Consider the following 26,001-nt stretch of genomic DNA (forward strand, 5'->3'; position numbering starts at 1 on the left):
TGCGCTATGAGTAATCGTCGGGTGGTAGTCACGGGCATGGGCCTGGTGTGTCCGTTGGGGAGCGGCGTCGAAGCGGTTTGGGCGCGTATGTTGGCTGGACGCTCCGGGGTGCGGGCGTTGCCGGACGAGGTGGTTGCCGATCTGCCGGCCAAGGTCGGTGGCGTGGTGCCGACTCTGGCGGAAGATGCCGAGGCGGGTTTTGACCCGGATCGGGCGACGCCGCCCAAAGAGCAGAAGAAGATGGACCGCTTCATTGTGTTCGCCATGGAAGCGGCGCGCCAGGCAGTGGAGCAGGCCGGTTGGCAAGCGCTCGACGCCAATGCCCAAGAGCGCACGGCCACTATTATCGGCTCGGGCGTGGGTGGTTTCGGCGCGATTGCCGATGCGGTGCGCACCACTGACAGCCGTGGTCCGCGACGGTTATCGCCGTTCACCATTCCTTCGTTTCTGGTCAACCTCGCCGCGGGCCATGTGTCGATCCAGCACGGTTTCAAGGGCCCTTTGGGGGCTCCGGTAACAGCGTGCGCGGCCGGGGTTCAGGCGATTGGTGACGCGGCGCGGCTGATTCGTTGTGGTGAGGCGGACATTGCGGTGTGTGGCGGCGCGGAGGCGGCGATCGATCGGGTCAGTCTCGCCGGATTTGCGGCGGCCCGGGCCCTGTCCAGTGGCTACAACGATACCCCGGAGCGCGCCTCGCGGCCGTTCGACAGTGGGCGCGATGGCTTCGTGATGGGCGAGGGTTCGGGCCTGCTGGTGATCGAATCCCTGGAACATGCCCTGGCTCGCGGCGCTCAGCCATTGGCCGAGCTGGTCGGTTACGGCACCAGCGCCGATGCTTATCACCTGACTGCGGGGCCGGAGGATGGCAGCGGTGCGCGTCGGGCGATGTCGCTGGCGTTGGCTCAGGCGGGCATTTCGCCGGCGCAGGTGCAGCATCTCAACGCGCACGCCACCTCGACACCGGTTGGCGATTTGGGAGAGTTGGCGGCCATCAAGTCGTTGTTCGGCTCGGACAACAAGATCGCGGTGACGTCGACCAAGTCCGCCACCGGGCATCTGCTCGGCGCCGCAGGCGGGGTCGAGGCGATCTTTACCCTGTTGGCGCTGCGCGATCAGGTGGTGCCGGCCACGCTCAACTTCGATAACCCGGATCCGGCCACCGAAGGCGTGGACATCGTTCACGGTCAGGCGCGACCAATGAACATTGACTACGCGATGTCCAACGGTTTCGGATTTGGCGGCGTGAACGCCAGCGTATTGTTCAAATACTGGGAGGACTAGTTCAGGAACGACAGGTGATGGCACGAATAGTGATTACTCATTCGCAGACGATTGTTGAACAATCACGAGGCGTTGAGTATGAGCAGCGGACTGTCCCTGGCTGACCACATCACATTGGAATTGCGCGCTGACATCATCGGCGGTCGTTTGCTGCCCGGCATGGCGCTGGTGGAAAACGATCTGGTGTCGGCCTACAACGCCTCGCGCAACACCATTCGCGAGGCGTTGCACCGTCTGGGGCAGGAAGGGCTGACCCGGTATGTCCGCAACAAGGGCGTGATGGTGCGCAGGCTGGGTGTCGATGATGTGCGCGATCTGTTCAAGGTCCGGCGCACCCTGGAACTGCAAGCCATCAGCACCAGCCAGCCATTGCGTGAGTATCAGTCCGACCGGATGCTCGAAGCCCTGGAGGCCACCGAGCTGGCCCGGGAGCGCGAGGACTGGCGCGCGGTCGGCACCCACAGCCTGGCCTTTCATCAACACATCGTCGGGTTGCTGCGCAGTCCGTTGTTCGATGAGTTCTTCACCAACGTCGTCGCGCAACTGCGCCTGGTGTTTTGCACCGCTCCCGATGAATCCCGTTTTCAGGCGCCCTGGCTGGCGCGTGACCGGCAGATACATGAGTTTCTGGCCGACGGCGACAAGCGCGCGGCTGCGAACGCCATGAGCCGTTATCTCGACGATTCCGAACACCTCCTGTTGCAGATGCTTACCCCTTCTTCCCATCACTGATCGAGGATTTGTGCCATGTACAAAGACTATCCGGCGGCCTATCAAGTCAGCAAAGGCTCGGCCTTGCAGGTAGACACGGCTTTCTACGAGAGAGTCCGGGACAAAAAGGAGGGGCGCACGCTGATCGAGCAGTTCGAGGTGCCGATCCGCACCGGTCGCGCCTGGAATGTACCGGCCGGGCACGTGTTCAGGGTCACGACCCCGGTCGGCCCGCAAGTCGGGGATTTCAACGTCTGGAATGCCCACGATCCACGCGAGCGCTTGTGGGCGGCGCGGACCCGGCAGTTACAGGGCGCCCATGTCAGCACCCATGACCGGCTCTGGTCGAACCTGCCCTTTTTACGACCGCTGGTGACCATTACCGACGATAGCCTGGCCGGTTATGGCATCGACGAACACGGCGGGCGTTTGCACGATTTACTGGGAACGCGCTGCGATCCTTACGTGAACAAAATGCTCACCGGTGAAGACTTCCATCATCACTGCCACTCCAACCTGACTCGCGCGGTGATACCCCATGGCCTGACCGAGTTCGATGTGCATGACGTGTTGAACATTTTCCAGTGCACCGGCCTGAACCACGACGACATGTATTTCATGAAAGCCTGCCCGGCGCAGAAGGGCGACTATCTGGAGTTCTTTGCCGAGATTGATCTTTTGTGTGCGCTATCGACCTGCCCGGGCGGCGATCTGTCGCTGGCCATGTGGGGGCCGGATGCGCAGGATCCGTTGAGCGTCTGTCGCCCGCTGGGAGTGGAGATTTACCGGTTGGAGGATTCGTTGCTTGAGGGCTGGAGCCAGCCGGAGCGTGCGGCTTATAAAGGACAGCACGGATTGCACATCGCCAAGGCGGATTGGGAAAAATAAGAGCAAAAGCAAAAAGATCGCAGCCTTCGGCAGCTCCTACAGGGGAAACGCATATTCCGCGTAGGAGCTGCCGAAGGCTGCGATCTTTTGATCTAGCGGTCCTGCGCATCCTTGGCATCCGCTTCCGCGTTGCGTTCGGCGACGCGCTTGCGTTGCTCTTCAGTCAATTCGACCTTGTTGGCGGTGTCGCGCAGCATCATCAAACCGCCAACGATCGAGCCGATGGCAACGATCAGAATCAACCAGGCATACCAGGGCATAGGATTCTCCTTGAGGGCAGGTCGGTGGGCGGGTTTCGCCAACCGATCCTGCATACCACTTTTGAGCGATGGAATTTCGCAGTGGTTCCATTCTATGCCTGATCTGACAGCCACACTGCGGCTGTTTAAAGCCCGGTCAACATCGCATCCGCCGGCGCATCGGCACGCAGTTGCGCCGTCAGCATGAAGTACACGAAACCCACCGCCATGAAGCCGAGGAAGATCAACCCGATCAAGGTGTTGAACCAGGCCATCGCCACCAGGCAAACCACCGCCAACACCAGCGCAATGAATGGCAGCAACGGGTAGCAAGGCGCGCGGAAAGTGCGTTCCAGGTTCGGTTCGGTTTTGCGCAGTTTGAACAGGCTGAGCATGCTCATGATGTACATCACGATCGCACCGAATACCGCCATGGTGATCATTGCCGCCGTCAGCGTCATGCCGCCGAGGTTGATCAAGCCGTCACTGTAGATCGCCGCGATGCCGATCACGCCACCGGCGATGATTGCCCGGTGCGGGGTCTGGAAGCGCGACAGTTTGGCCAGCGATGCCGGCAGGTAACCGGCCCGGGCGAGGGCGAAGAACTGCCGCGAGTAGCCGAGGATGATCCCGTGGAAACTCGCCACCAGGCCGAACAGGCCGATCCACACCAGCATGTGCAACCAGCCGGAGCTTTCGCCAACCACGGCTTTCATCGCTTGCGGCAGCGGATCGTTGATGTTCGACAGGGTGCGCCAGTCGCCGACACCCCCGGCAAAGAACATCACGCCCATCGCCAGCAGCACCAGGGTCAGGATGCCGCTGATGTAGGCCTTGGGAATCGTGCGTTTCGGGTCCTTGGCTTCTTCGGCGGCCATGGCCGCGCCTTCGATGGCCAGGAAGAACCAGATGGCGAACGGGATCGCCGCGAACATCCCGGCAATCGCCGGCGCACCGAACACATCAGAGCCGGCCCAGCCGTTGAGGGCGAAGTTGCTGAAGCTGAACGCCGGGGCGACCACGCCCATGAACACCAGCAATTCGGCGACCGCCAATACGCAGACCACCAGTTCGAAGGTAGCCGCCAGTTTCACGCCGAGAATGTTCAGACCCATGAACACGATGTACGCCCCGACCGCTGCGTGTTTCGGGTCGAGGGCGGGAAACTGCACGTTTAGATAGGCGCCGATCGCCAAGGCAATCGCCGGTGGCGCGAAGACGAATTCGATCAGCGTCGCCAACCCGGCAATCAACCCACCTTTCTCGCCAAAGGCTCGGCGGCTGTAAGCAAAAGGGCCGCCGGCATGGGGAATCGCGGTGGTCAGCTCGGTGAAACTGAAGATGAAGCAGGTGTACATCGTGGCGACCATGAACGAGGTCACCAGAAAGCCCAGCGTACCGGCCACGCCCCAGCCGTAACTCCAGCCGAAGTACTCACCGGAAATCACCAGCCCGACCGCGATTCCCCACAGGTGCAGCGTGCCCAGCGTGGGTTTGAGTTGTGTGTTCATGTGTTGTCCCCTGAACGGTTTGGAAAGCTCGGGGGAGGGCGTGTGCAGCGGGCGTGCCAGTGTTGTGATGGCAGTCGTAAAGCGCGAAAAGGTGTCGTATCGGGGATGTTCGCGGCGGATTAGCCGCTTTTTGTGCGCCAGTTGGGGGCAGTGTCGTCAGTGCTGCCGCCTTCGCGAGCAAGCCCGGACACCACAGCAACCCCGGCAGAAACCCACTCTTTACGCATTCTTTATGCCCCGCCGCACCCCTCGATCTCGCGCCTTTACAGCCTCCCTGCCGACAATCACTCCACACGCGGCAATACGCCGTAACACGGAGAACTTCCATGAGCGTTCTGGACGGAGTGTCACTGCTATTGGCAGTGGGGCTGTTCATTTATCTGTTGGTTGCGCTGTTGCGCGCGGACCGGAACTAGGAGCGGCTATGCACAGTTATGACTATTGGCTGATCCTCGCCTTCTTCGCCGTGGTGCTGATTCCGGCACCGTTTCTGGGGCGCTTCTACTACAAGGTGATGGAAGGACAGCGTACCTGGCTTTCGCCGATTCTCGGGCCAGTGGAGCGTGGTTGCTATCGGGTGGCCGGCGTCGTTCCGCAGGCCGAACAGAGCTGGCAGAAATACACCCTGGCCTTGCTCGCCTTCAACCTCGCGGGCTTCTTGCTGTTGTTCGCGATCCTGCTGTTTCAGGATCACTTGCCGCTGAACCCGCAAAACCTGCCGGGTCAGGAGTGGACGCTGGCGTTCAACACCGCCGTCAGCTTCATGACCAACACCAACTGGCAGTCCTACAGTGGCGAAGCATCCCTGAGTTACTTGAGCCAGATGGTTGGCCTCACCGTGCAGAACTTCGTCAGCGCCGCCACCGGTCTGGCGGTTCTGGTTGCGTTGTGTCGCGGCATTGGTCGCAAGTCGACCAAAACCCTCGGCAACTTCTGGGTCGACATGACCCGCGCCACCCTCTATGGCTTGCTGCCGCTGTGCCTGCTGCTGGCGTTGTATCTGGTGTGGCAGGGTGTGCCGCAAACCTTCGCGCAATATGTGAATGCCGTGACCCTGCAGGGCGTCGATCAGGTGATCCCGCTCGGCCCGGCCGCCAGCCAGATTGCGATCAAACAACTGGGCACCAACGGCGGTGGCTTCTTCGGCGTCAACTCGGCGCATCCGTTCGAGAACCCGACGGCGTGGAGCAACCTGTTCGAAGTCGCCTCGATCATTCTGATCCCGGTGGCGCTGGTGTTCACCTTCGGCCATTACGTCAAAGATCTGCGTCAGAGCCGCGCGATCATCGCCTGCATGCTGGCGCTGTTTTTGATCGGCGGCGCGACGTCGCTGTGGGCTGAATACCAACCCAATCCGACCCTGGCCAACGTTGCCGTCGAACAGACCGCGCCGCTGGAAGGCAAGGAAGCGCGTTTCGGCACCACCGCCACCGTGCTGTGGTCGGTGACAACCACTGCGGCGTCCAACGGTTCGGTCAACGGCATGCACGACAGCCTCAACCCGCTGAGTGGCATGGTCGCGATGGTCAACATGATGGTCGGCGAAGTGATCTTCGGCGGCGTCGGTGCCGGGCTCTACGGCATGTTGCTCAACGTGTTGATCGCGGTGTTCCTCGCCGGACTGATGATCGGCCGCACGCCGGAATACCTCGGCAAGAAACTGCAAGCCCGGGAAGTTCAGCTGCTGGTGGTGACCTTGCTGGTGATGCCGGTGGGCGTGCTGGTGCTCGGCGCGATTGCCGCCAGCCTGCCAGGCCCGATGGCGGCGGTGAGCAACCCCGGTGCTCACGGTTTCAGTCAGTTGCTTTACGCCTACACCTCGGCCAGTGCCAACAACGGTTCTGCCTTCGGCGGCTTTGGTGCCAACACTGCGTTCCACAACCTGATGCTGGGGCTGGGCATGTTGATCGGGCGCTTCGGTTACATCCTTCCGGTACTGGCCCTGGCCGGCAGCCTGGCGATGAAGAAAACCGCGCCGATTGGCCAGAACAGCTTCCCCACTCATGGCCCGCTGTTCGTGACCTTGCTGACCGTGACCATTTTGCTGGTGGGTGGTTTGACCTTCTTGCCGACACTGGCGCTGGGTCCGATAGCTGAACACTTGAGTATGGGCTTCTGAGCCGCTTTTTTAGGAGCACGATGATGAATATGCCTGTAAGCAAAGCCGCCGTCGTCAAGGCGCCGGAACAACCGAAAACCGCGATCTCGGCCCTGTGGCGTCCGGCGCTGGTGCAAGCCTTCGTCAAGCTCGACCCACGGCAATTGCAGCGTGCGCCGGTGATGTTGGTGGTGGAACTGACCGCCATCCTCACAACCGTGCTGTGCTTCATTCCCGACAGCGCCGTGCCGACCTTCGTCGCCGCGCAAATCGCGTTGTGGCTGTGGTTCACCGTGCTGTTCGCCAACTTCGCCGAAGCGTTGGCCGAAGGTCGCGGCAAGGCCCGCGCCGACAGCCTCAAGGCCGGCAGCGTTGGCTTGAGCGCCCGACGCAAAAGTGCCAATGGCAGCTTTCAGGTAGTACCGGCCAGCAGCCTGCGCAAGGGCGACGTGGTGCGCGTCGAAGCGGGGGAGATGATTCCCGGCGACGGCGAGGTGATCGAAGGCATTGCGGCGGTCAACGAAGCGGCGATTACCGGTGAATCGGCGCCCGTGATTCGCGAATCCGGCGGCGACCGTTCGGCCGTCACCGGCAACACTCGACTGGTGTCGGACTGGCTGCTGGTGCGTATCACCGCCAACCCCGGTGAGTCGACCCTCGACCGCATGATCGCGCTGGTTGAAGGCGCCAAGCGCCAGAAAACCCCGAACGAAGTGGCGCTGGATATCTTGCTGATCGGCCTGACCCTGATCTTCCTGTTGGTGGTGGTGACCCTGCAACCGTTCGCCCACTTCGCCAACGGCAACTTGCCGCTGGTGTTCCTGGTGGCGTTGTTGGTCACGCTGATTCCGACCACCATTGGTGGCTTGCTGTCGGCCATCGGTATCGCCGGGATGGACCGTCTGGTGCGCCTGAACGTGATCGCCAAATCCGGTCGCGCCGTGGAAGCGGCAGGGGACGTACACGTCCTGCTGCTGGACAAGACCGGCACCATCACCTTCGGCAACCGCCGCTGCAGCGCGGTTTATGCCGCACCAGGCGTCAGCGCCAAGGAACTGGCCGAAGGCGCGTTGTTCGCCTCTCTGGCCGATGACACCGCTGAAGGCAAATCCATCGTCGACTACCTGCGTGGTCTGCACCCGCAACCTGAGCCGTCCTCTGAAATGCTGACCGCCGTGCCGTTCAGCGCTGAAACCCGCCTGTCCGGTGTCGACTATCAGGGCCGGGTCTATCGCAAAGGCGCGGTGGATTCGCTGCTGAACTTCGTCGGTCTGAAACGCGCTGATCTGGCTCCCGCCCTGTCCCGGGAAATCGACAAGATCGCCCAGAGCGGTGGCACACCGTTACTGGTGTGCGCCGACGGCAAATTGCTCGGTGTGATTCATCTGAAGGACGTGGTCAAGCCCGGCATCCGCGAGCGTTTTGCCGAGCTGCGCAAACTGGGGATTCGCACGGTCATGGTCACCGGTGACAACCCGCTGACCGCCGCCGCAATTGCTGCCGAAGCAGGCGTGGATGACGTGCTGGCCGAAGCCACGCCGGAGAAGAAACTGGCGCGCATTCGTCATGAGCAGAACGACGGTCGACTGGTTGCCATGTGCGGCGACGGCGCCAACGACGCCCCGGCCCTGGCTCAGGCGGACGTGGGCATGGCGATGAACGACGGCACGCAGGCGGCGCGGGAGGCGGCGAACATGGTCGATCTCGACAGCGACCCGACCAAGCTGCTGGACGTGGTGCAGATCGGCAAGGAATTACTGGTGACCCGTGGTGCGCTGACTACCTTTTCCATCGCCAACGACGTGGCCAAGTACTTCGCGATCCTGCCGGCGCTGTTCGCCTCGATCTACCCGCAATTGGGTGTGCTCAACGTCATGCACCTGAGCAGTCCGCAGAGCGCGATTCTCTCGGCAATCGTGTTCAACGCCCTGATCATTGTGGTGCTGATTCCACTGGCGCTGCGCGGTGTGCGGGTGCAAGCGGCGAGTGCGGCGGCGCTGCTGCGGCGCAATCTGCTGATCTATGGACTGGGCGGGATTCTGGTGCCGTTCGTGGGCATCAAGGCGATCGACATGCTGTTGACGGCGTTGCATCTGGTTTAGCGGTTGTTGTTTGAGGCAGGGGCTTTTTTGTGGCGAGGGAGCTTGCTCCCGCTGGGCTGCGAAGCGGCCCACCTCAGGCCCAATGCTTATTCAGGGCACCGCATTCACCGGGTTTACGACTGCTGCGCAGCCGAGCGGGAGCAAGCTCCCTCGCCACAGGTGATGTGTGTGCCTTCTAAGTGATGAGTATTCTTCGAATCGAGGATTTTGAAATGTCCACACTGATACGTCCGGCCCTGAGCCTGCTGGTGCTGATGACCCTGATCACCGGCGTCGCCTACCCCTTGGTGGTGACCGGCGTCGCCCAGGTCGCCTTCCCGGACCAGGCCAATGGCAGCCTGGTGCGCGACGCCGACGGCAAGGTCCGTGGCTCGTCGTTGATTGCCCAGGATTTCGTCGGTGATGCGTGGTTCCACCCACGGCCGTCGGCCGGTGCCTTTGCCACCGTGTCGAGCAGCGCCAGCAACCTTTCGCCGAGTAATCCGGCGCTGGCCACTCGGGTGATCGAGGAGGCCAATAAACTGCAGGTGGCCGGGCAGGGACCGGTGCCGTTGGCCATGCTGACCACCTCCGGCAGCGGCCTCGATCCGCACTTGCCACCAGCGGCGATTGCCTATCAACTGGCGCGTGTCGCGGCAGCGCGCAACCTGCCGGTGTCTACGCTTGAACAACTGCTTGATGCGCACATCGAGCGGCCGTTGGTGGGGCCGCCGGTGGTGAATGTGCTTGAGTTGAACCTGGCACTGCAGAAGCTGTAGATCAAAAGATCGCAGCCTGCGGCAGCTCCTACATTGACCGTGTCGACACCGCGACCTCTGTAGGAGCTGCCGAAGGCTGCGATCTTTTATGGCAACACCCCAATCCCAAGTCGAACAAGGCAATGACAGATGAGTGACTCCGGCCGCGCCGATGCGCTGTTAGCAGACCTGCCCCGCGATGGCCGCGGCCGGCTCAAGGTGTTCCTTGGCGCCGCTCCGGGGGTCGGCAAGACCTACGCCATGCTCCAGGCCGCCCACACTCAACTGCGCCAGGGCGTGAAAGTCCTGGCCGGGGTGGTTGAAACCCATGGCCGCGCCGAAACCGAAGCACTCCTCGCCGGTTTACCGCAGCAGCCGTTGGTGCGCTCGGAATATCGCGGCGTGATGCTCGAAGAAATGGACCTCGATGGCTTGCTCGCCGCCAAACCGAAACTGGTTCTGGTCGACGAACTGGCCCACACCAATGCCCCCGGCAGCCGTCACACCAAACGCTGGCAAGACATCCAGGAATTGCTGGCTGCCGGCGTCGACGTGTTCACCACGGTCAATGTCCAGCATCTGGAAAGCCTCAACGATCAGGTGCGTGGCATCACCGGCGTACAGGTGCGTGAAACCCTGCCGGACTGGGTGTTGCAAGAAGCCTACGAACTGTTGCTGATCGACCTGCCGCCGCGCGAGTTGCTGGAGCGTCTGCGCGACGGCAAAGTCTACGTGCCGGAGCAGGCGCGGGCGGCCATCGATGCGTTCTTCACCCAGACCAACCTCACCGCCCTGCGCGAACTGGCGATGCAAACCGCCGCCGCTCAGGTCGATAACGATCTGGCCCAGGGGTATCGCCAGTTGGGGCAAGCGGCGCCAGCGGTGCGCGGTCGCTTGCTGGTGGGCGTCGATGGCGATGCGCAGGCCGAGCGTCTGGTGCGTCACGCCAGTCGCGTCGCCCAGCGGCGGCATCTGCCGTGGAGCCTGGTGCATGTGGACAACGGCCGGGTGCGCGACGAGCAGTCGCGCCTGCGCCTGCAAAGTGCCCAGCAACTGGCCGAACGCCTCGGTGGCGAAGTGGTGTTGCTGCGTGCTGGTGAGGTGGCGAAAACGTTGATCCAGCACGCCGCCGAACGTCGTGCCAGCCTGGTGCTGGTGGGCCAGTCACGCCAGCGTTTGCGTCGACGCTTGTTCGGCGGCGGCCTGGCGTCGCGTTTACTGCGCGATGCTCGCGGGCTGGAAATCAACGTGCTCGACAGCGATCACGAACAGCACCTGCCACGTCAGCGTTCGGCGTTGTCGCTGGTGTGGTTCGATTACGCCTTGGCGCTGGTGGCGACGGTGCTCGCCAGTGCGTTGGCCTGGGCGGTGTCGAGCGTCTTGCCGCTGCCCAACATTTCGTTGGTGTTCCTTGCGGCAGTGTTGCTGGTAGCGGTGCGCAGCAGTCTTGGACCGGCGCTGGCCTGTGCGGCGCTGTCGTTTCTGACCTATGACTTTCTGTTCATTCCGCCGAATTTCTCATTTGCCATCCAGCGCGAAGAAGACGTGTTGACCTTGCTATTCTTCCTGTTGATGGCGGCCCTGACCGGTAACCTTGCAGCGCGGCAACGGCGGCAATTGGAGGCCTTGCGCGACACTCAGGAAGAGACCAGCGAACTGCTCGACCTGTCGCGCAAACTCACCGCCGCCACCGACCGTCAGGCCGTGGTCAGCGCCGCGGCCCAGCATCTCAACGGCTGGAGCGACCTGAAACTGTGCCTGCTCAATCGCGATGGCCAGAGCGGCTGGAAAGTCGAAACCGGTGGGCCGCTGGAGTTTTCCGAGGCCGAGCGCGCCGCCGCCGATTGGGCCTGGCAACACGATCAACCGGCAGGCGCGGGCACCGGTACCTTACCGTTCGGGCGCTGGTGGTGGTGGCCGTTGTCGGTGGATGACGGGCCGCTGGCATTGCTCGGCGTGTGTGCCAAGGAAGGCCAGACCCTGAGCGGCCAGCGTCGGCGCTTGCTGACCGCGCTGAGCCAACCGTTGGCCCAGGCGTTGGCCCGGGCGCAACTGGCTGATGACCTTGAAGCGGCGCGCTTGCATGGCGAAACAGAGCAGTTGCGCAGCGCGCTGCTGGCGTCGGTGTCCCACGATTTGCGCACGCCGTTGACCTCCATGCGCGGCAGCATCGACAGCCTGTTGGCGCTGGGTGAGGCGATTCCGCTTGCGGACCGTCGCGAACTGCTCGAAGGCACCCGCGATGAAGCCGAACGGCTGGATCGCTACATCCAAAACCTGCTGGACATGACCCGCCTCGGTCACGGCGCCCTGAAGCTGGCGCGGGACTGGGTATCGCCAGCAGACATCGTCGGCAGTGCGCTCAATCGTCTGCGCGCGGTGCTGGCGTCGTTGCACGTCGTTACCGAAGTGCCGACCGAACTGCCGCTGCTCTATGTGCACGCTGCGTTGATCGAGCAAGCACTGGTCAATGTGCTGGAAAACGCTGCGCGTTTCTCTCCACCCCACGGACGTCTTGAATTGCGCGCTGGCGCCACTGACAGCGAGCTGTTTTTTTCGGTGAGCGATGAGGGGCCGGGGATTCCGGAGGAGGACCGGGCGAAGATTTTCGACATGTTCTACACCGCCGCTCGCGGCGATCGTGGCGGGCAGGGGACGGGGCTGGGGTTGGCGATTTGTCAGGGCATGGTTGGTGCCCATGGCGGGCGGATCAGCGTCGCCGACGGCATCGACGGGCGCGGCACCTGCATCACGCTGCACTTGCCGTTGCAGACTCAGCCGGGATTGGACAGTGAAGCCTGATCTCGCCTGCGCTACTCTCTTGCCACCTCTTTGTGTTGATGTGAATTCATGAGCCAGACCGCGACCGTTTTGGTCATCGACGACGAACCGCAGATCCGCAAATTCCTGCGCATCAGCCTCGCTTCCCAAGGCTACAAAGTGCTGGAGGCCGGCACCGGCACGGAAGGCCTGGCCCAGGCCGCATTGAACAAACCCGACCTGCTGGTGCTCGACCTAGGCCTGCCGGACATGGACGGCCAGCAGGTATTGCGCGAGTTTCGCGAGTGGTCGACGGTGCCGGTGCTGGTGCTCTCGGTGCGTGCTAGCGAAGGGCAGAAAGTCCAGGCGCTGGATGGCGGTGCCAACGACTACGTGACCAAGCCGTTCGGCATTCAGGAGTTTCTCGCCAGGGTGCGCGCCTTGCTGCGTCAGGCGCCAACGGGTGAGGCCCAGGAAGCAGCGCTCAATTTCGGTCCGCTCACTGTCGACCTGGCTTATCGCCGGGTGCTATTGGACGGCGCCGAAGTGGCACTGACGCGCAAGGAATACGCCGTGCTGGCGCAATTGGCGCGGCATCCGGGGCGGGTGATCACCCAGCAGCAATTGCTCAAGGATATCTGGGGGCCGACCCACACCGAAGACAGTCACTATCTGCGGATCGTAGTCGGGCATTTGCGGCAGAAACTGGCGGATGATCCGACTCAGCCGCGGTTCATTGTCACCGAGGCGGGGGTGGGGTATCGGTTGTTGAGTGAAGTCAGCCTTTAGTTCTGTTGATCGTTCCCACCCTCTGGGTGGGAACGATCGTCAGTACGCTTTACCGCCAATCTTCATTGCGCTCATTCTCATACCGATCCAGCGTATCCCGGGCAATCTCCCGCCCCAGCGCGATCAGCTCCGGCGCCTTGTAGAACTCGAAAAAACGGCACACCCGCTTGGGCACGTTGATCAGGATATCCGGTGGATACCCGGCAATCTTGTACTGCGCCAATGACGTCTGCATCACCTCGAAACTCTGGTTGATCAGGTCCAGCAAAGACGCTGGCCCGACGTTGTCGATGATGAACGACCCGGTGGCGGATTTCGGTGCGCCGTCGCTTTCCGGGGCTGCGGCCGGTTGCTGGGCTTCGGGCTGGGCGGATTCGATCCACGGGTTGATCTCGGCCGCTTCTGCCATCAGCGCTTCCTTTTCGAGAAGCAGCAATTGCTCTGCCTGTTTGCGGCGGAAAGGCAATTTCGAGCCCAGCGAGCTGATCAGGCTGTCGAAGCGGGTCTTGAACGCCGCCGGGCGCTGGATCACCGGCAGTTGATAGTGACGCTGGTTGGTGGAGTTGAGGTTGACCGCGATGATCAGGTCGCAATGGCTCGACACCACCGGCACGATCGGCAACGGGTTGAGGATGCCGCCGTCCACCAGCATTCGATTGCCCTGCATCACCGGTGTGAACAGGCTTGGGATCGCCGCCGAGGCGCGCATGGCCTGGTGCAGGCAGCCTTCCTGGAACCAGATTTCCTGCTGGTTAGTCAGGTCTGTGGCCACCGCCGTGTAGGGAATACGCAGGTCTTCGATATTGATCTCACCGACGATCTTGCGGATCTGCCCGAAGACCTTCTCCCCGCGAATCGCGCCCAGGCGGAAGCTGACATCCACCAGACGCAACACGTCGAGGTAATCCAGGCTCTCGATCCAGTCGCGATAATCATCGAGTTTGCCGGCGGCATAGATCCCGCCGACCACCGCGCCCATGGAGCAACCGGCGATGCAGGCGATGTCGTAGCCACGCCGTTCGATCTCTTCAATGACGCCGATATGGGCGTAGCCCCGGGCACCGCCCGAGCCCAACACCAGTGCGACACGCTTTTTCATGAATCGACCTCTCTGACAAGGCTCAACAATGCACCCATCGAGGGGCCCGCTTCAATCGCTATGGTCGTTCGACGGGAGCGGGCGTCGTTTTTTGACACTCAAGGAAGGCGAGTAGGTATCCTCGCGAGCGCTATAGTTTCCACTGCGGGTCCAAGGCACTTTTCACGCGCCAGAGCGGTCTTACCTGCACGAGTGTCTATTATCTTTGAGGTGTGAGTGATGAAAGCCTGGATTTGTGTGCCTTTGATTGCGTTGGCGCTTGCCGGTTGTGCCGGTAAAACCGCTTACCGTGACAGCTGCGGTAGCCAGATCGACGCCGCTTGGCACGAACTGGATCTGGCCAAGGCCGAGGGTTTAGCCGGGACTGTCAGCTACTCCAAGGCGCTGTCGTTGCTGACCGGTGCCAAGACCCAGCAACAATTCGAAGCGTACGAGGGTTGTACCAGAAAGGCCGAGAAGGCACGCTTTTACATTCGTGAGTCCCGCGCCGGCCGTTGAGGCATGATGGAGCGTACTCAGGGTAACTCGATTCAGGGAGTACGCGATGTCTGCCGTGGTTGATCGGTTGGTGGCTCAAGTACTGGGCCTGGAAGTCCGTTTGCTGGCCTGTCAGGCTCGCTTGGGTGCCCGTACCGATCCGGAAGCGCTGCACGATCTGCGCACCACCGTGCGCAGATTGCGCAGCCTGCTGCGACCCTTGCGCGGTTTGCCTGGGGTCGAACAGCTGGAAGCAGCGTCGTCCCGGGTCGGCCAACTGACCACACCGTTGCGTGATCGTGAAGTGCTGGCAGCGTACTTGCTCCAGCACGATCAACCCGAGGCCGCGCACCGGCGCATGGCGCGGATGGCTGAGGCTTATCCCACCGTGGCGATGAGCCCGGAGCTGACGCAGTTGTTGATGATCCTCGACGCCTTTCCGCGTTTCCTGCGGGCCTCCCAACGCCAGGGTTTGCTCAAGGGCTTGCGCCAGCGCATCGAAAAACGCCTGGCCAAACAATGGAAGAAACTCGACCAGGCCCTGCACGATCCCGCCCATGACCGCCATCGTCTGCGCCTGCTGATCAAGCGTGCGCGTTATGGGATCGAAGCTTATCCCGAACTGGATCGTTTGCCGGAAGCGGCCATGCCGAGGCTGAAAGCGGCTCAGGCTGCCTTGGGGGATTGGCACGACAGCTGGCAATGGCTGGCCCGCGCCAAGGAAGAGCCTGATTTGCAGCCATGTGTCGAAATCTGGAAAACCACCATGGCCCAGGCCGAAGAGCGCGCCGACCGCGTCCTCGACAAACTCAGCGCCACCTGCTTCAAATCCTGAACCCATCCGGCCTATCTGTCGGGCTCTTTGGCCGGAATAAGCGCTGTGCCGGCCTTGCGGGCTGGTTAAGATCGCTCCATCCATTTCCCAGTCTCTGAGGTTTCCATGCGCTTTTCCGATCTGCTCGACGCTGTTCGCAGCCAGCCGCAGGAAGTGTCTATTCCACCCGAGTGGGGTCAGGGGCGGGCGAGTTTTGGTGGTCTGATAGCCGCCTTGCAATACGAAGCCATGCGCGCAAAAGTCCCGGCGGATCGTCCGGTGCGCTCGCTGGCAATCACCTTTGTCGGCCCGGTCGAGCCCGATGTACCGGTCAGTTTTGAAGTCGACGTATTGCGCGAAGGCAAAGCCGTCAGCCAGCTGCTGGGCCGGGCGATGCAGAAGGGGCAAGTGGTGACGTTGGTCCAGGGCAGCTTCGGCGCTTCGCGAACTTCCGAAGTGGTGGTCGCGGCCAACCCGGCTCCTGAGATGAAGCATTGGGACGACTGTCAGGAGCTGCCGTACATCAAAGGCGTGACTCCGGAATTCATGCGCTACCTGGCCATGCGCTGGAGTGTCGGTGGCATGCCGTTCACCGGTAACAAATCGCGGGACATGGGTGGTTGGGTACGCTTGCGCGGGGACGGGGAGGGCGAGTCGGTCAGCGAAGCCCATATCCTGGCGCTGGTCGACGCCTGGCCGCCGTCCTTGTTGTCGCATCTGAAGAAACCGGCGGCAGGCAGCACGCTCACCTGGACCATCGAATTCGTCCAGCCGTTGCTGGCGTTGAGTACGCTGGACTGGTGCAAGTACCTGGTGGACATCGAACATGCCGCTGACGGCTACGGGCACGCCGCCGCCAATCTGTGGAGCGAAGACGGTCAGTTGATCGCCATGAGTCGGCAGACCGTCACGATTTTCGCTTGATCAGCGATGGCGACGGTGGCGTTCGCGCCAGGCGCGCCACCAGCCGCCACTGAAGAAAAACCGTGGGAAGGTCAGGAACTGCTCGACCAGCAAGCGTGATACCGCGTCTTTGCGATCACTGAACGGCTCGGAGGCTTGCGCCTCCAGGCTATGACCGTGACGCTGCAGGCCCAGGGCGGCAATCAGGCCGATAACGCCAATCGCGAAGCTCGCCAGATCCAGGCTGAACACCCCCGAGACCATCAGCAAAAACGCCACGATGAACAGCGGCACGGCAATCAGGTGCAACACCAGATTGGTCGGGTGCTGGTGATTGTGCGGGTACAGGCGCCATTGCCACGCGGGAAGGTTGGGATGACGTTTGCCCATGATGCTTATCCTTGGTTCGTTGAGGCTCATGAACAAAGAATAGGTCGGGCGAAAGCCGTCGGCGAATCAAGGCTGGCTATCGGCGCGATAGGTGTGATGGGCAAAAAAGATCGCAGCCTTCGGCAGCTCCTACGCCGATAGCGGTCCCCTGTAGGCGCTGTCGCAGGCTGCGATCTTTTAGCTATCTCAAAGCTTGAGCTGCCCGATGGCCTTGCTCAATTCCCCGGCCAACATCGCCAATTCATTGCTGGTAATCGCTGAGTTCACGGTCTGCTTCACGGTGTTCTCGGTCACGTCGCGAATGCTCACCACGGCCCGATTCATCTCCTCCGCCACATGACTCTGCTGCTCGGCCGCCACCGCGATCTGCGTATTGCTTTCACGCATTTGCGCCACCGCACCGGTGATTTCAGCCAGGGCCACACTGGCTTCCTGGGCCTGTTGCATGCAGTCGTCCGCCTTGTACGAACTTTCCTGCATGAAATCCACCGCGTCCCGAGTCCCGGCCTGCAGCGCTGAAACCATGGTGGTGATCTCGTCGGTGGACGTCTGGACCCGTTTGGCCAGGTTGCGCACTTCATCGGCGACCACTGCAAACCCGCGACCCATCTCACCGGCCCGGGCCGCTTCGATGGCCGCGTTCAGGGCCAGCAGGTTGGTTTGTTCGGCGATGCTGTGAATCACGTTGACCACGCCGTTGATCTTCTGGCTGTCCTCGGCCAGGCGCTGAATCATCTCGGCCGTTTGCTGCACGCCGGTGGACAACCCGCCAATCGATTTCTGTACCCGAGTCACCACTTCCTGACCGCTGCCGGCCAGGGTGTCGGCGGTTTGTGAGAGGTCGCGGGTGGCGCCGGCGTGTTGGGCAATGTGATGGACCGTAGCGGTCATTTCGTTGATCGCCGTGGCGGCCTGATCGGTTTCGCTTTGCTGGCCGAGCATGCCGTGACGCACCTCGTTCATGCTCGCGGCCAGTCGCGCGGCGCCGACGTCCAGTTGCCGGGCGGTGCTGGCGACAGTGTTGACCACCCGCTGGTAGCCGGCCTGCATGGCATTGAAGGCATTGGCCATCTGTCCGACTTCGTCTTTGCAGGCCAATGGCACACGGGCCGACAGATCGCCGCTTTTCTCGACGTGGAGCATCACGTCTTTCAAGGTGTTGAGCTGGCTGAGCAGGAAGCGGATCAACAGCTGCGATGCGCCGAGCATCGCCAGCATCAGGATGAACACCGCTACCGCGTAGTGAGTGAAGCGCTCGCCGAACACCTGGCTCAGGCTCGGGCTGTAGGCAACGACCGCGACCTGTTGACCGTCGGGACGAGCGAACACCTCGGCACCCATCAACGGATTTTCCCCGAACAGCGGCATGGCATTGATCTGGACCCAACCGAGGGTATCGGTCAGTTCCAGCAGCGGTTGCCCGTTCAGTAAAGGCGCCTGCCCATGATTGAAGGTCAGCAGGTTGTCGGCCTTGGGCAGCGGCTGCCCGACGGGCCAGGCATTGAGCAATCGTGCCTGGGCCTGGGCCGATACTTGCGCGGCGTGACTGCGGGCCTGTTGTTCGAGCTGCACGGCGTACAGCACCAGCAACAGGGTGGTGACAAAGGCGACGGCGTTGACCGCCCAGAATTTGTATTTCAGCGAGATATTGCTAAGCCAGGCACCCATGGAGGTCTTCTCTGATAGCGGAAACAGTTTTGGCAAGGTGCCAGTATTGTGCCGCTACTCAGGGGGACTGCATTTGATGTGGGTCAACAGATTCTTTGCTGCATGAAAAAGATCGCAGCCTGCGGCAGCTCCTACGCCGATCGCGGTTCTCTGAGCTGCCGAAGGCTGCGATCTTTCCAGGCATCACGCGAGCTCAGGCAAGCCAAAGAACGCCCGCGCGCTGGCGGTGCTGTGGGCGGCGAGATCTTCCATGCTTTCCCCGCGATGCAACGCCACTTCACGCAACACTTCAGTCAGATACGCCGGCTCGTTGCGACCGTTCTTCGGCTTGGGGCGCAAGCTGCGGGGCAGCAGATACGGCGCGTCGCTCTCCAGCATCAAGCGGCCGCGTTTAATCTCCTTGACCAACGGATGCAGGTGCGTGCCCCGGCGTTCGTCGCAGATCCAGCCAGTGATGCCGATGTGCAAGTCCAGATCGAGATAGCTGAACAGCGCCTTCTTTTCACCGGTGAAGCAGTGCACCACGGCGGCCGGCAATTGATCGCGGTAATCGTGCAGGATCTCCAGCAGTCGTTGACTGGCGTCGCGCTCATGCAGGAACACCGGCAGTTGCAGTTCGACCGCCATTGCCAGATGTTCTTCGAGGACTTTTTCCTGTTGCGGGCGGGGCGAGAAATCACGATTGAAATCGAGGCCGCATTCACCCACGGCCACTACGTTCGGCTCCTTGAGCAAACTGCGCAGACGCTGGGCGCTGTCGGCGTTCCAGTCGCTGGCTGAATGCGGGTGAATGCCGGCCGTGGCGAACAGTCGTTGAGCGCTTTCGTCCAGTTGCCGGCACAGTTCCAGCGCCTGTTCGCTGCCCTCGACGCTGGTCCCGGTAAGCACCAGTTGGCAGACCCCGGCAGCGTAGGCACGGTCGAGTACAGCCTGGTGTTTGTCGGCAAAACTGGGGTTGGTCAGGTTGACGCCGATATCGATGAGTTGCATGGTGCTACCTCGGACCAAAGGCCGGAAAGCATATCAGAGCTGTAGATTTATAAGAAAAACCAAGAACTACAACGAGTTAAAGCTGTCTGTTGAGGCCGCGAGGCAGGTCGGGGTTGGTAGATTTGCCATCACTGTGCCACTCTCTCGCACTTTATCAGCGCTTCAAGCGCTCTGTTTCTGTTGCCCGATGTCATGAAATCACTCATGAGGTTGGCCAGTATTCTTTCCGGAGAGTGGATGACACGTCCCTCGGTTTTGTTACTGCTGTGTTGTTCGTTGCTGCTGCCGATGCCGGCGGTTGCGCGTCTGGCCGGACCGTTGCAAGCCGTACCGGCAGCCAAGGTCCGCGACCTGACGGAGATTCGCAGCAGCCGTGTGCTGCGGGTGCTGGTCAACCAGAGCCGCAACAGCTCGGGCGAAGTCCAGGGCCAGGCCATCGGCGTCGAATACCACCGCCTGCGGGCTTTCGAGCAATACCTTAATGGCCACGCCCGTGACGGCCAGGAAATCACCCTCAAGATCATTCCCAAAGCCAAGGATCAACTGCTCGGCGCGTTGCAGCGCGGGGAGGGTGATCTGGTCGCGCCGGGGGAATTGCTTGATCCGCAATCGGGGCACGCGGTCAGCACCAGTGAGCCGATTGCCAGCAACGTGCCGTTGCTGCTGGTGGGGATCAAAGGCGAGCGACGTTACACCCACCTCGAACAACTCTCGGGTAAAACCCTCGCGCTGCCCACCGGCAGTGCTGCCGGGGATGCGGTCAGCCAGATCAATCAGAAGCTCGCGCTGCACAAACTGCCCCCGGTGAAGATCGAGTGGGTCGACCCAAGCCTGGCCGTCGAGGACGTGCTGGAAATGGTCCAGGGCGGGATCTTCCATCTGACCATCGTCGAGCAACCGATCGCCGAGCGCTGGGGCAAGATCCTGCCCAAGTTGCGCTTCGATCGACAGGTGCTCATCAATGAGCCGGGCGAGGAATACTGGTTCGTACGCCGCGACGCCTCGATGCTGCGGGCGAGCATCGACCGCTTCCTGACCACCTACAAGCAACCGTCGGACCAGGATGCGGCGTTCCTGCGGATCTATCGGCGCCTGTATCAAGTGCACTATCCCTTGGCCAAGGCCGATCGTCAGCGTCTGGAAAAACTTCGACCGGTGCTGCAAAAACACGCTCAAGCCCAGGACATGGACTGGCTGAACCTGGCAGCGCTGGCCTTCAAGGAATCGGCGCTGCAACCCACCGCCAGAAATGGCAGTGGCCCCACCGGCTTGATGCAAATAACACCCTCCGCCGCCCAACGGGTTGGCGTCAGTGACATTCAGAATCTCGATGCCAATGTGCAGGCCGGCGCCAAGTACCTGGCGATGATCCGCCGCAAATTCTTTGCCAGCCCCAAACTCAACGAGCGCGAACGCATGGCGTTCGTGCTGGCGGCCTACAACATGGGACCGGAGCGAGTCCAGGGCATGCGCGCCGAGGCTCGGCGGCGCGGTCTGAATCCTAATCAGTGGTTTTTCCAGGTTGAGCGCATCGCCATGGAGCAGGTGGGAATGGGGGCTGTCAGCTATGTTAATAGCGTGAACAAGTATTACCTGGCGTTCGATCGGGAGCGGGAATCGTTGGAGCCTCAGGGGCAGAAAGTTGCCTTACGTAAATGATCGACTAATCTGATTGTTATGGTGCGTTTTTTGCGCTTTTAACATGAGATAAACCGATTAATATAGCGACCAACCAACACACTCTCACAATGGATGACACAGCATGAGCACACTGATCAACAAGGTACTGTCTACCCGCGCTGGCTACGGCCTGACGATTCTGCGGATTTTCGTCGGCATCATCTTCGCGGCCCACGGCTCACAGAAACTCTTCGGGGCATTCGGCGGCTACGGCATTGCCGGCACCGCGCAATACATGGAAAGCATTGGATTGGCACCCGGTCACCTGATGGCGATCCTGGCCGGTGGTACTGAATTCTTCGGCGGTCTGGCGCTGATCATCGGCCTGCTGGCACGCCCGGCGGCGCTGGGGCTGACCTTCCTCTCGCTGGTCGCGATTTTCTCGGTGCACATCAGCAACGGTCTGTTCATGGCCAACAACGGTTATGAATTCGCCCTGGCCTTGCTCGGTGGCAGCCTCGCAGTGCTGATCGAAGGCGCAGGCAAGCTCTCGGTCGACCGCGCCATCGCCGACTGACCGCTCTGGCTCAACGAAAAGGCCCGCGCAGTGTGATGCACTGTGCGGGCCTTTTTTTGTTGCTGGTGATTCTTGACACTGTCCGGTCAGCTTCTCTAGGATGCTGCTCATGCGCCGATTTAAACAGCTACTTGCGGGGCGCCAGGTGACTCATTCAGTTGCCGATAGAAGCTTGAAACAGGCTTCGAAATACCGCTAAAGCGCTGGTTCGGTGTTGCCTCTCACCTGCCATGCAGACTTTTGAGGCAGAGACACGACACAATGAATGCATTGAACCCCGTTGTACGCCCCGCGCCGATCACGGCACATCTCACCCAGCGCAATCCAAAAATCCTGCTTGGCGGTAAACATCAGCCGACGCTGTTGCGTTACCTCGATGGCTGGCCGCGTCGCACCGGCGGTCCGGCAGCATTCCTGATCCAGTTTGTCGAAGATGGCGAGTCGCTGGAGCGTTTCGCGACTGACAGTTTCGATCTGGCGGTGATTCAGGCGCCCAGCGCCGAGGACGCGCCTGAAGTGATCAGGCAACTGACCCGCGTCGCGCGCCAAGGGCTGATTGCCCGCTGCTGAGGCTCAGGGCGCTACGGCTTAGAGCACCGCGGCTCAAAAATAGTCGATTGCCACGATATACACGCACTGCTCACCGGTTGGTGTCTGCACTCGCACTTCGGCGTCCAGTGCCTTGCCGATCAAGGCGCGGGCCAGCGGTGAGTCGATGCTGATCAGGCCTTGTTTCAAGTCCAGCTCATCCGGGCCGACGATGCGATAGCGCGACTCTTTGCCGTCCTCGTCTTCGATCGTGACCCAGGCGCCAAAGTAGACCTTGTTCGGATCGCTGGGCTTTTCACTGACCACCTTGAGCGCTTCCAACCGTTTGGTGAGAAAGCGCACACGGCTGTCGATCTCGCGCAGCATTTTCTTGCCGTAGGTGTACTCGGCGTTTTCCGAGCGATCACCCTGTGCCGCCGCTTCGCTGACCGACTGCGTCACTTGCGGTCGGCGCACATGCCAGAGTTCATGAAACTCGGCGCGCATCCGCGCTTCACCTTCGGGGGTGATCAACGCGGTGCCGGCGGTGCGGGGAGGGCGATAACGGCTCATGGCGACTTCTTGTGGTTGAGTTCAGGTTTCAAACAAGTGTGCTTGAGTTTATCAACCCTCGCGCAAGACTGTCAGCGGGCTGGCGTTCAAGGCGCGWCGCGTGCCGAACACACCGGCACCGCCGATCAGCACGGCGCCGATCAGCGGCAACACCAGCAGCCATGGATGCGGATGCCAGGGCAGGTCGAAGGCATAGCGGTAGAGCACCAGGCTCACCAGTTCCGAACCCAGAGCCGCCAATAACCCGCTGACCGCGCCGAGCAAACCGAACTCGATGCGCCGGGCCCTGACCAGCAACTGCCGCTCGGCGCCCAGCGCGCGCAGCAATGCGCCTTGGCGAATACGTTCATCGAGGGTTGCCTGCAAGCCGGAAAACAACACCGCCATCCCCGCCGCCAACACGAACAACAACACGTATTCCACCGCCAGGGTTACCTGGGCGAGGATGCTGCGCAGCTGCTCCAGCAGGGCTTCGACTTGCAGAATGGTCACTGCCGGAAAGCTGCGGGACAAGTCGACGATCTGCTGATCGTGACCGGGCGCCAGATAGAAACTGGTCAGGTAGGTCGCCGGCAAATCCTTCAAGGTGCCGGGCTGGAATATCATGAAAAAGTTCGGCTGGAAGTTGTCCCAGTTGATCTCCCGCAGGCTGGTGACCTTCGCCTCCCGATTGACCCCACCGACGCTAAACACCATGTGATCGCCAAGCTTGAGCTTGAGGCTTTCGGCGACTTTACCTTCCACCGAAACACCGGGTACTTCATCCGCCGGTTGCTGATCCCACCAGTTGCCGGCGGTGAGCTTGTTGCCCGCCGGCAGGTCCGCCGCCCAGGTCAGGCTCAGGTCGCGTTGAATGGCCCGGTCGCCGGCCGAATCCTTGCTGACGATCTCCTGCACCGGTTTGCCATTGATGCTGATCAGCCGTCCCGGCACCACCGGGTACAGCGGTGCCGATTGAGCTGACAGCTCCATCAACCGATCGCTAAAGGCTTGTTTGTCCGCCGGCAGAATGTTCAAGGCGAAATAGTTCGGGGCATTTTTCGGCAACTGGTTTTGCCAGGTGTCGAGCAGCTCGCCACGCAGCAAAGCGATCAACGCCATCGACAGCAGAATCAAGCCGAAGGCCAGGGACTGACCCGCCGCCAATGGATGGCGCAACAGTTGGCCCAGCCCCAGACGCCATGGCAATGAGGCGCGGGCCAGCATCCGGCGCAGGCTCTTGAGCAGCAGCAAGAGCAAACCGCCAAGCACCAGTGCCGCGATCACGCCGCCGCCGAGCAGGGCGAAAGTCAGCACCAGGTCCAGGCTCAAACGCCACATGATCAGGCCGAGGGCGCCCAACGCCGCGCCATAAACCATCCAGGTGCTGGAGGGAATCGGTAGCAAGTCCCGGCGCAATACCCGCAGCGGTGGGACTCGCCCCAAAGCGGCCAATGGTGGCAGGGCGAAACCGGCCAGCGCGACCAGCCCGGTGCCGATCCCCGCCATGGCCGGCAACAGGCCTCCCGGTGGAACGTCAGTCGGCAGTAAATCATGCAGCAGCGCAAACAGCCCGAGCTGCGCCAGCCACCCAAGCAGGGCGCCGCTGATGCTGGCGAGCAGTCCGAGAACTGTCAGTTGCAGACTGAACAGCACCATGGTTTCCCGGCGGGACAGACCCAGACAGCGCAGCAATGCGCTGGCATCGAATCGGCGGGTGGCGAAGCGCGTCGCCGACAACGCCACCGCCACGCCGGACAGCAGCACCGCCACCAGACTGGCCATGTTCAAGTAACGTTCGGCCTTGCCCAAGGCACCGCCGATCTGCCGATTGCCATCGCGGGCATCCTGGATGCGCTGGTTGGCGGCCAGGCCTGGCTTGATCAATTGACGATAGGTTTCCAGCGCCTGGGCGTTGCCGCGCCAGAGTTCGCGGTAACTGACCCGGCTGCCGGGTTGCACCACGCCGGTCGCCTCGAGGTCGCTGAGATTGATCAGCACCCGTGGCGTCAGGCTGTAGAAGTTACCGGCGCGATCCGGTTCGTAGGTCAGCACCCGCGCCAGTTTCAGGGTTTTCATGCCGACGTCGATGCTGTCGCCGATTTTCAAGTCCAGTGCAGTCAGCAGTCGCGCTTCAACCCAGGCTTCGCCGGGTTTCGGACCGCCACCGGGCGCTTCTTGCGCGAAAGGCGCGGGGGCGCTTTTCAGTTCGCCGCGCAACGGGTAGACGTCATCGGCGGCTTTGATGCTGGACAGCTGAATACCGTTGTCGGTGGCAATGACACTGGAGAATTCCACCACCTGAGCATGTTCAAGGCCCAACTCGATGCCACTGTTGATCTGTTCCGGCCGCGCCGGCGAACTGCCTTCCAGCAACAAGTCAGCGCCGAGAAACTCGGTGGCGCGCAGCATCATGGCGCCGTTCAGGCGGGCGCCGAAGTAACCGATGGCGGTACTCGCCGCCACGGCCACCAGCAAGGCGAAGAACAACACGCGCAACTCACCGGCGCGGGCATCGCGCAGCAGTTGGCGAATGGCGAGACTGAACAGGCGCAACAGCGGCAAGCGTGCCATCAAGGCTCCAGAGGGGCGACCAGCAGGCCGGCTTCAAGGCGGATCAGGCGCCGGCAGCGATGTGCCAGGCGTTCGTCATGAGTTACCAGCACCAGGGTGGTGCCGCGTTCCTTGTTGAGTTCGAATAGCAGATCGCTGATGCGCTCGCCGGTGTGGCTGTCGAGGTTGCCGGTGGGTTCATCGGCGAACAACACATCGGGCTCGGCAGCGAACGCCCGGGCAATTGCCACGCGCTGTTGCTCGCCACCGGAGAGTTGACGCGGCGAGTGGGTCAGGCGTTGACCCAGGCCAACGCGCTGCAGCAATTCGGTGGCGCGCTCGCGGGCGTCTTTGCGCCCATCGAGTTCCAGCGGCAGCATGACGTTTTCCAGGGCGTTGAGGCTGTCGAGCAGTTGAAAGGACTGGAAGACAAACCCCACGTGCTCGGCACGGATGCGCGCGCGCTGATCTTCGTCGAGATTGCTCAGGCCTTGCCCGGCGAGGGTGACTTCGCCATTGCTCGGCAGGTCAAGGCCGGCAAGCAGGCCGAGGAGGGTGGATTTGCCGGAACCGGAGGCGCCGACGATGGCCAAGCTGTCGCCCTTGTTCAGTTCCAGGCTGAGTTCGTGCAGGATAGTCAGTTCACCTTCCGCGCTGGGAACCACTTTGCTGAGGTTCTTCGCGGTGAGAATGCTTGCGCCCATGGAGAATCCG

The 26,001-nt window shown here is 61.8% G+C and carries 24 protein-coding genes; 15 read left to right on the forward strand and 9 right to left on the reverse strand.

The annotated features are described in order from the left end of the window. The first annotated feature begins 6 nt into the window (after positions 1 to 6). From fabF to AC1D2Q_RS14370, 3 genes are all read left to right on the forward strand, one after another. Complete coding sequence (fabF, locus tag AC1D2Q_RS14360; protein WP_305409783.1) at positions 7 to 1,281, forward strand: beta-ketoacyl-ACP synthase II; 1,275 nt, start codon at positions 7 to 9, stop codon at positions 1,279 to 1,281. 78 nt (positions 1,282 to 1,359) lie between these two features. After that, positions 1,360 to 2,013 (forward strand): GntR family transcriptional regulator, encoded by a 654-nt coding sequence (locus AC1D2Q_RS14365; protein ID WP_477813591.1) that lies wholly within the window; start codon positions 1,360 to 1,362, stop codon positions 2,011 to 2,013. A gap of 15 nt (positions 2,014 to 2,028) precedes the next feature. Then, entirely contained in the window at positions 2,029 to 2,880 is an 852-nt protein-coding gene (locus tag AC1D2Q_RS14370) for an urea carboxylase-associated family protein (protein WP_477813592.1), read from the forward strand. Between the two features lie 92 nt (positions 2,881 to 2,972). Here the strand turns inward: AC1D2Q_RS14370 and AC1D2Q_RS14375 are convergent, their stop codons facing one another. Together AC1D2Q_RS14375 and eat are read right to left on the reverse strand one after the other, a co-directional pair. Beyond that, positions 2,973 to 3,140 (reverse strand): DUF2897 family protein, encoded by a 168-nt coding sequence (locus AC1D2Q_RS14375; RefSeq protein WP_008006000.1) that lies wholly within the window; start codon positions 3,138 to 3,140, stop codon positions 2,973 to 2,975. 125 nt (positions 3,141 to 3,265) lie between these two features. Then, positions 3,266 to 4,630 (reverse strand): ethanolamine permease, encoded by a 1,365-nt coding sequence (eat, locus tag AC1D2Q_RS14380; RefSeq protein WP_258672872.1) that lies wholly within the window; start codon positions 4,628 to 4,630, stop codon positions 3,266 to 3,268. Positions 4,631 to 4,956: 326 nt separating this feature from the next. Here eat and kdpF point away from each other — a divergent pair, with 326 nt between their 5' ends. The 6 genes from kdpF (at position 4,957) to AC1D2Q_RS14410 (ending at position 13,116) form a co-directional block, all read left to right on the forward strand. Next, complete coding sequence (gene kdpF, locus AC1D2Q_RS14385; RefSeq protein ID WP_007899818.1) at positions 4,957 to 5,046, forward strand: K(+)-transporting ATPase subunit F; 90 nt, start codon at positions 4,957 to 4,959, stop codon at positions 5,044 to 5,046. Positions 5,047 to 5,054: 8 nt separating this feature from the next. Next, positions 5,055 to 6,749: a potassium-transporting ATPase subunit KdpA gene (gene kdpA / locus AC1D2Q_RS14390; protein ID WP_477813593.1), complete on the forward strand. Its 1,695-nt coding sequence runs from the start codon at positions 5,055 to 5,057 to the stop codon at positions 6,747 to 6,749. A gap of 23 nt (positions 6,750 to 6,772) precedes the next feature. Next, entirely contained in the window at positions 6,773 to 8,830 is a 2,058-nt protein-coding gene (gene kdpB, locus AC1D2Q_RS14395; protein ID WP_477813594.1) for a potassium-transporting ATPase subunit KdpB, read from the forward strand. 212 nt (positions 8,831 to 9,042) lie between these two features. Then, positions 9,043 to 9,588: a potassium-transporting ATPase subunit KdpC gene (gene kdpC / locus AC1D2Q_RS14400; protein WP_477813595.1), complete on the forward strand. Its 546-nt coding sequence runs from the start codon at positions 9,043 to 9,045 to the stop codon at positions 9,586 to 9,588. Between the two features lie 129 nt (positions 9,589 to 9,717). Then, positions 9,718 to 12,369: a DUF4118 domain-containing protein gene (locus tag AC1D2Q_RS14405; RefSeq protein WP_477813596.1), complete on the forward strand. Its 2,652-nt coding sequence runs from the start codon at positions 9,718 to 9,720 to the stop codon at positions 12,367 to 12,369. 48 nt (positions 12,370 to 12,417) lie between these two features. Beyond that, positions 12,418 to 13,116: a response regulator gene (locus AC1D2Q_RS14410; RefSeq protein ID WP_477813597.1), complete on the forward strand. Its 699-nt coding sequence runs from the start codon at positions 12,418 to 12,420 to the stop codon at positions 13,114 to 13,116. Positions 13,117 to 13,165: 49 nt separating this feature from the next. Here the strand turns inward: AC1D2Q_RS14410 and AC1D2Q_RS14415 are convergent, their stop codons facing one another. Beyond that, complete coding sequence (locus AC1D2Q_RS14415; RefSeq protein WP_477813598.1) at positions 13,166 to 14,215, reverse strand: patatin-like phospholipase family protein; 1,050 nt, start codon at positions 14,213 to 14,215, stop codon at positions 13,166 to 13,168. Positions 14,216 to 14,434: 219 nt separating this feature from the next. Here AC1D2Q_RS14415 and AC1D2Q_RS14420 point away from each other — a divergent pair, with 219 nt between their 5' ends. The 3 genes from AC1D2Q_RS14420 to AC1D2Q_RS14430 all read left to right on the forward strand — a co-directional run bounded on the left by AC1D2Q_RS14420 (position 14,435) and on the right by AC1D2Q_RS14430 (position 16,430). Further along, positions 14,435 to 14,713: a hypothetical protein gene (locus AC1D2Q_RS14420; protein WP_477813599.1), complete on the forward strand. Its 279-nt coding sequence runs from the start codon at positions 14,435 to 14,437 to the stop codon at positions 14,711 to 14,713. A gap of 46 nt (positions 14,714 to 14,759) precedes the next feature. Further along, positions 14,760 to 15,527 (forward strand): CHAD domain-containing protein, encoded by a 768-nt coding sequence (locus AC1D2Q_RS14425; RefSeq protein WP_477813600.1) that lies wholly within the window; start codon positions 14,760 to 14,762, stop codon positions 15,525 to 15,527. A 105-nt stretch (positions 15,528 to 15,632) separates the two neighbouring features. After that, positions 15,633 to 16,430: an acyl-CoA thioesterase gene (locus AC1D2Q_RS14430; protein ID WP_477813601.1), complete on the forward strand. Its 798-nt coding sequence runs from the start codon at positions 15,633 to 15,635 to the stop codon at positions 16,428 to 16,430. Here the strand turns inward: AC1D2Q_RS14430 and AC1D2Q_RS14435 are convergent, their stop codons facing one another. From AC1D2Q_RS14435 to AC1D2Q_RS14445, 3 genes are all read right to left on the reverse strand, one after another. Further along, positions 16,431 to 16,799 (reverse strand): Mpo1-like protein, encoded by a 369-nt coding sequence (locus tag AC1D2Q_RS14435; RefSeq protein WP_019582554.1) that lies wholly within the window; start codon positions 16,797 to 16,799, stop codon positions 16,431 to 16,433. A gap of 186 nt (positions 16,800 to 16,985) precedes the next feature. Next, positions 16,986 to 18,467: a methyl-accepting chemotaxis protein gene (locus AC1D2Q_RS14440; RefSeq protein ID WP_477813602.1), complete on the reverse strand. Its 1,482-nt coding sequence runs from the start codon at positions 18,465 to 18,467 to the stop codon at positions 16,986 to 16,988. A gap of 183 nt (positions 18,468 to 18,650) precedes the next feature. Then, positions 18,651 to 19,457, reverse strand: coding sequence for a TatD family hydrolase (locus AC1D2Q_RS14445; protein ID WP_477813603.1), 807 nt, complete (start codon positions 19,455 to 19,457; stop codon positions 18,651 to 18,653). 237 nt (positions 19,458 to 19,694) lie between these two features. On the opposite strand from AC1D2Q_RS14445, the gene AC1D2Q_RS14450 reads away from it, so the two are divergent. From AC1D2Q_RS14450 to AC1D2Q_RS14460, 3 genes are all read left to right on the forward strand, one after another. Further along, complete coding sequence (locus AC1D2Q_RS14450; protein ID WP_477813604.1) at positions 19,695 to 21,116, forward strand: MltF family protein; 1,422 nt, start codon at positions 19,695 to 19,697, stop codon at positions 21,114 to 21,116. A 103-nt stretch (positions 21,117 to 21,219) separates the two neighbouring features. Further along, a complete protein-coding gene (locus AC1D2Q_RS14455; RefSeq protein WP_018929804.1) occupies positions 21,220 to 21,654 on the forward strand; it encodes a DoxX family protein in 435 nt (144 codons plus the stop codon). A gap of 261 nt (positions 21,655 to 21,915) precedes the next feature. After that, complete coding sequence (locus AC1D2Q_RS14460) at positions 21,916 to 22,224, forward strand: hypothetical protein (RefSeq protein ID WP_007939981.1); 309 nt, start codon at positions 21,916 to 21,918, stop codon at positions 22,222 to 22,224. A gap of 33 nt (positions 22,225 to 22,257) precedes the next feature. Here the strand turns inward: AC1D2Q_RS14460 and greB are convergent, their stop codons facing one another. Genes greB through AC1D2Q_RS14475 form a run of 3 tightly spaced genes read right to left on the reverse strand, consistent with a single transcriptional unit; the run spans position 22,258 to position 25,991 of the window. After that, positions 22,258 to 22,755 (reverse strand): transcription elongation factor GreB, encoded by a 498-nt coding sequence (gene greB / locus AC1D2Q_RS14465; protein WP_007939982.1) that lies wholly within the window; start codon positions 22,753 to 22,755, stop codon positions 22,258 to 22,260. Between the two features lie 51 nt (positions 22,756 to 22,806). Then, positions 22,807 to 25,308 (reverse strand): ABC transporter permease, encoded by a 2,502-nt coding sequence (locus AC1D2Q_RS14470; RefSeq protein WP_477813605.1) that lies wholly within the window; start codon positions 25,306 to 25,308, stop codon positions 22,807 to 22,809. After that, positions 25,308 to 25,991 carry an ABC transporter ATP-binding protein gene (locus AC1D2Q_RS14475; protein ID WP_477813606.1) on the reverse strand — a complete coding sequence of 228 codons (684 nt, stop codon included), beginning with the start codon at positions 25,989 to 25,991 and terminating at the stop codon, positions 25,308 to 25,310. The genes AC1D2Q_RS14470 and AC1D2Q_RS14475 overlap by 1 nt, the downstream gene beginning before the upstream one ends. Positions 25,992 to 26,001: the final 10 nt, after the last annotated feature.

This window comes from Pseudomonas sp. P1_A1 (assembly GCF_056406935.1).

What these genes read in the sequence shown, in the direction of transcription:
- AC1D2Q_RS14445 (WP_477813603.1), bottom strand. Translation starts at nt 19,457, where the DNA reads ATGCAACTCATCGATATCGGCGTCAACCTGACCAACCCCAGTTTTGCC.
- AC1D2Q_RS14425 (WP_477813600.1), top strand. Translation starts at nt 14,760, where the DNA reads ATGTCTGCCGTGGTTGATCGGTTGGTGGCTCAAGTACTGGGCCTGGAA.
- fabF (WP_305409783.1), top strand. Translation starts at nt 7, where the DNA reads ATGAGTAATCGTCGGGTGGTAGTCACGGGCATGGGCCTGGTGTGTCCG.
- AC1D2Q_RS14460 (WP_007939981.1), top strand. Translation starts at nt 21,916, where the DNA reads ATGAATGCATTGAACCCCGTTGTACGCCCCGCGCCGATCACGGCACAT.
- kdpC (WP_477813595.1), top strand. Translation starts at nt 9,043, where the DNA reads ATGTCCACACTGATACGTCCGGCCCTGAGCCTGCTGGTGCTGATGACC.
- AC1D2Q_RS14415 (WP_477813598.1), bottom strand. Translation starts at nt 14,215, where the DNA reads ATGAAAAAGCGTGTCGCACTGGTGTTGGGCTCGGGCGGTGCCCGGGGC.
- greB (WP_007939982.1), bottom strand. Translation starts at nt 22,755, where the DNA reads ATGAGCCGTTATCGCCCTCCCCGCACCGCCGGCACCGCGTTGATCACC.
- kdpF (WP_007899818.1), top strand. Translation starts at nt 4,957, where the DNA reads ATGAGCGTTCTGGACGGAGTGTCACTGCTATTGGCAGTGGGGCTGTTC.
- AC1D2Q_RS14370 (WP_477813592.1), top strand. Translation starts at nt 2,029, where the DNA reads ATGTACAAAGACTATCCGGCGGCCTATCAAGTCAGCAAAGGCTCGGCC.
- AC1D2Q_RS14410 (WP_477813597.1), top strand. Translation starts at nt 12,418, where the DNA reads ATGAGCCAGACCGCGACCGTTTTGGTCATCGACGACGAACCGCAGATC.
- AC1D2Q_RS14430 (WP_477813601.1), top strand. Translation starts at nt 15,633, where the DNA reads ATGCGCTTTTCCGATCTGCTCGACGCTGTTCGCAGCCAGCCGCAGGAA.
- AC1D2Q_RS14405 (WP_477813596.1), top strand. Translation starts at nt 9,718, where the DNA reads ATGAGTGACTCCGGCCGCGCCGATGCGCTGTTAGCAGACCTGCCCCGC.
- AC1D2Q_RS14455 (WP_018929804.1), top strand. Translation starts at nt 21,220, where the DNA reads ATGAGCACACTGATCAACAAGGTACTGTCTACCCGCGCTGGCTACGGC.
- eat (WP_258672872.1), bottom strand. Translation starts at nt 4,630, where the DNA reads ATGAACACACAACTCAAACCCACGCTGGGCACGCTGCACCTGTGGGGA.
- AC1D2Q_RS14435 (WP_019582554.1), bottom strand. Translation starts at nt 16,799, where the DNA reads ATGGGCAAACGTCATCCCAACCTTCCCGCGTGGCAATGGCGCCTGTAC.
- AC1D2Q_RS14365 (WP_477813591.1), top strand. Translation starts at nt 1,360, where the DNA reads ATGAGCAGCGGACTGTCCCTGGCTGACCACATCACATTGGAATTGCGC.
- AC1D2Q_RS14440 (WP_477813602.1), bottom strand. Translation starts at nt 18,467, where the DNA reads ATGGGTGCCTGGCTTAGCAATATCTCGCTGAAATACAAATTCTGGGCG.
- AC1D2Q_RS14450 (WP_477813604.1), top strand. Translation starts at nt 19,695, where the DNA reads ATGACACGTCCCTCGGTTTTGTTACTGCTGTGTTGTTCGTTGCTGCTG.
- kdpA (WP_477813593.1), top strand. Translation starts at nt 5,055, where the DNA reads ATGCACAGTTATGACTATTGGCTGATCCTCGCCTTCTTCGCCGTGGTG.
- AC1D2Q_RS14475 (WP_477813606.1), bottom strand. Translation starts at nt 25,991, where the DNA reads ATGGGCGCAAGCATTCTCACCGCGAAGAACCTCAGCAAAGTGGTTCCC.
- AC1D2Q_RS14375 (WP_008006000.1), bottom strand. Translation starts at nt 3,140, where the DNA reads ATGCCCTGGTATGCCTGGTTGATTCTGATCGTTGCCATCGGCTCGATC.
- AC1D2Q_RS14420 (WP_477813599.1), top strand. Translation starts at nt 14,435, where the DNA reads ATGAAAGCCTGGATTTGTGTGCCTTTGATTGCGTTGGCGCTTGCCGGT.
- kdpB (WP_477813594.1), top strand. Translation starts at nt 6,773, where the DNA reads ATGAATATGCCTGTAAGCAAAGCCGCCGTCGTCAAGGCGCCGGAACAA.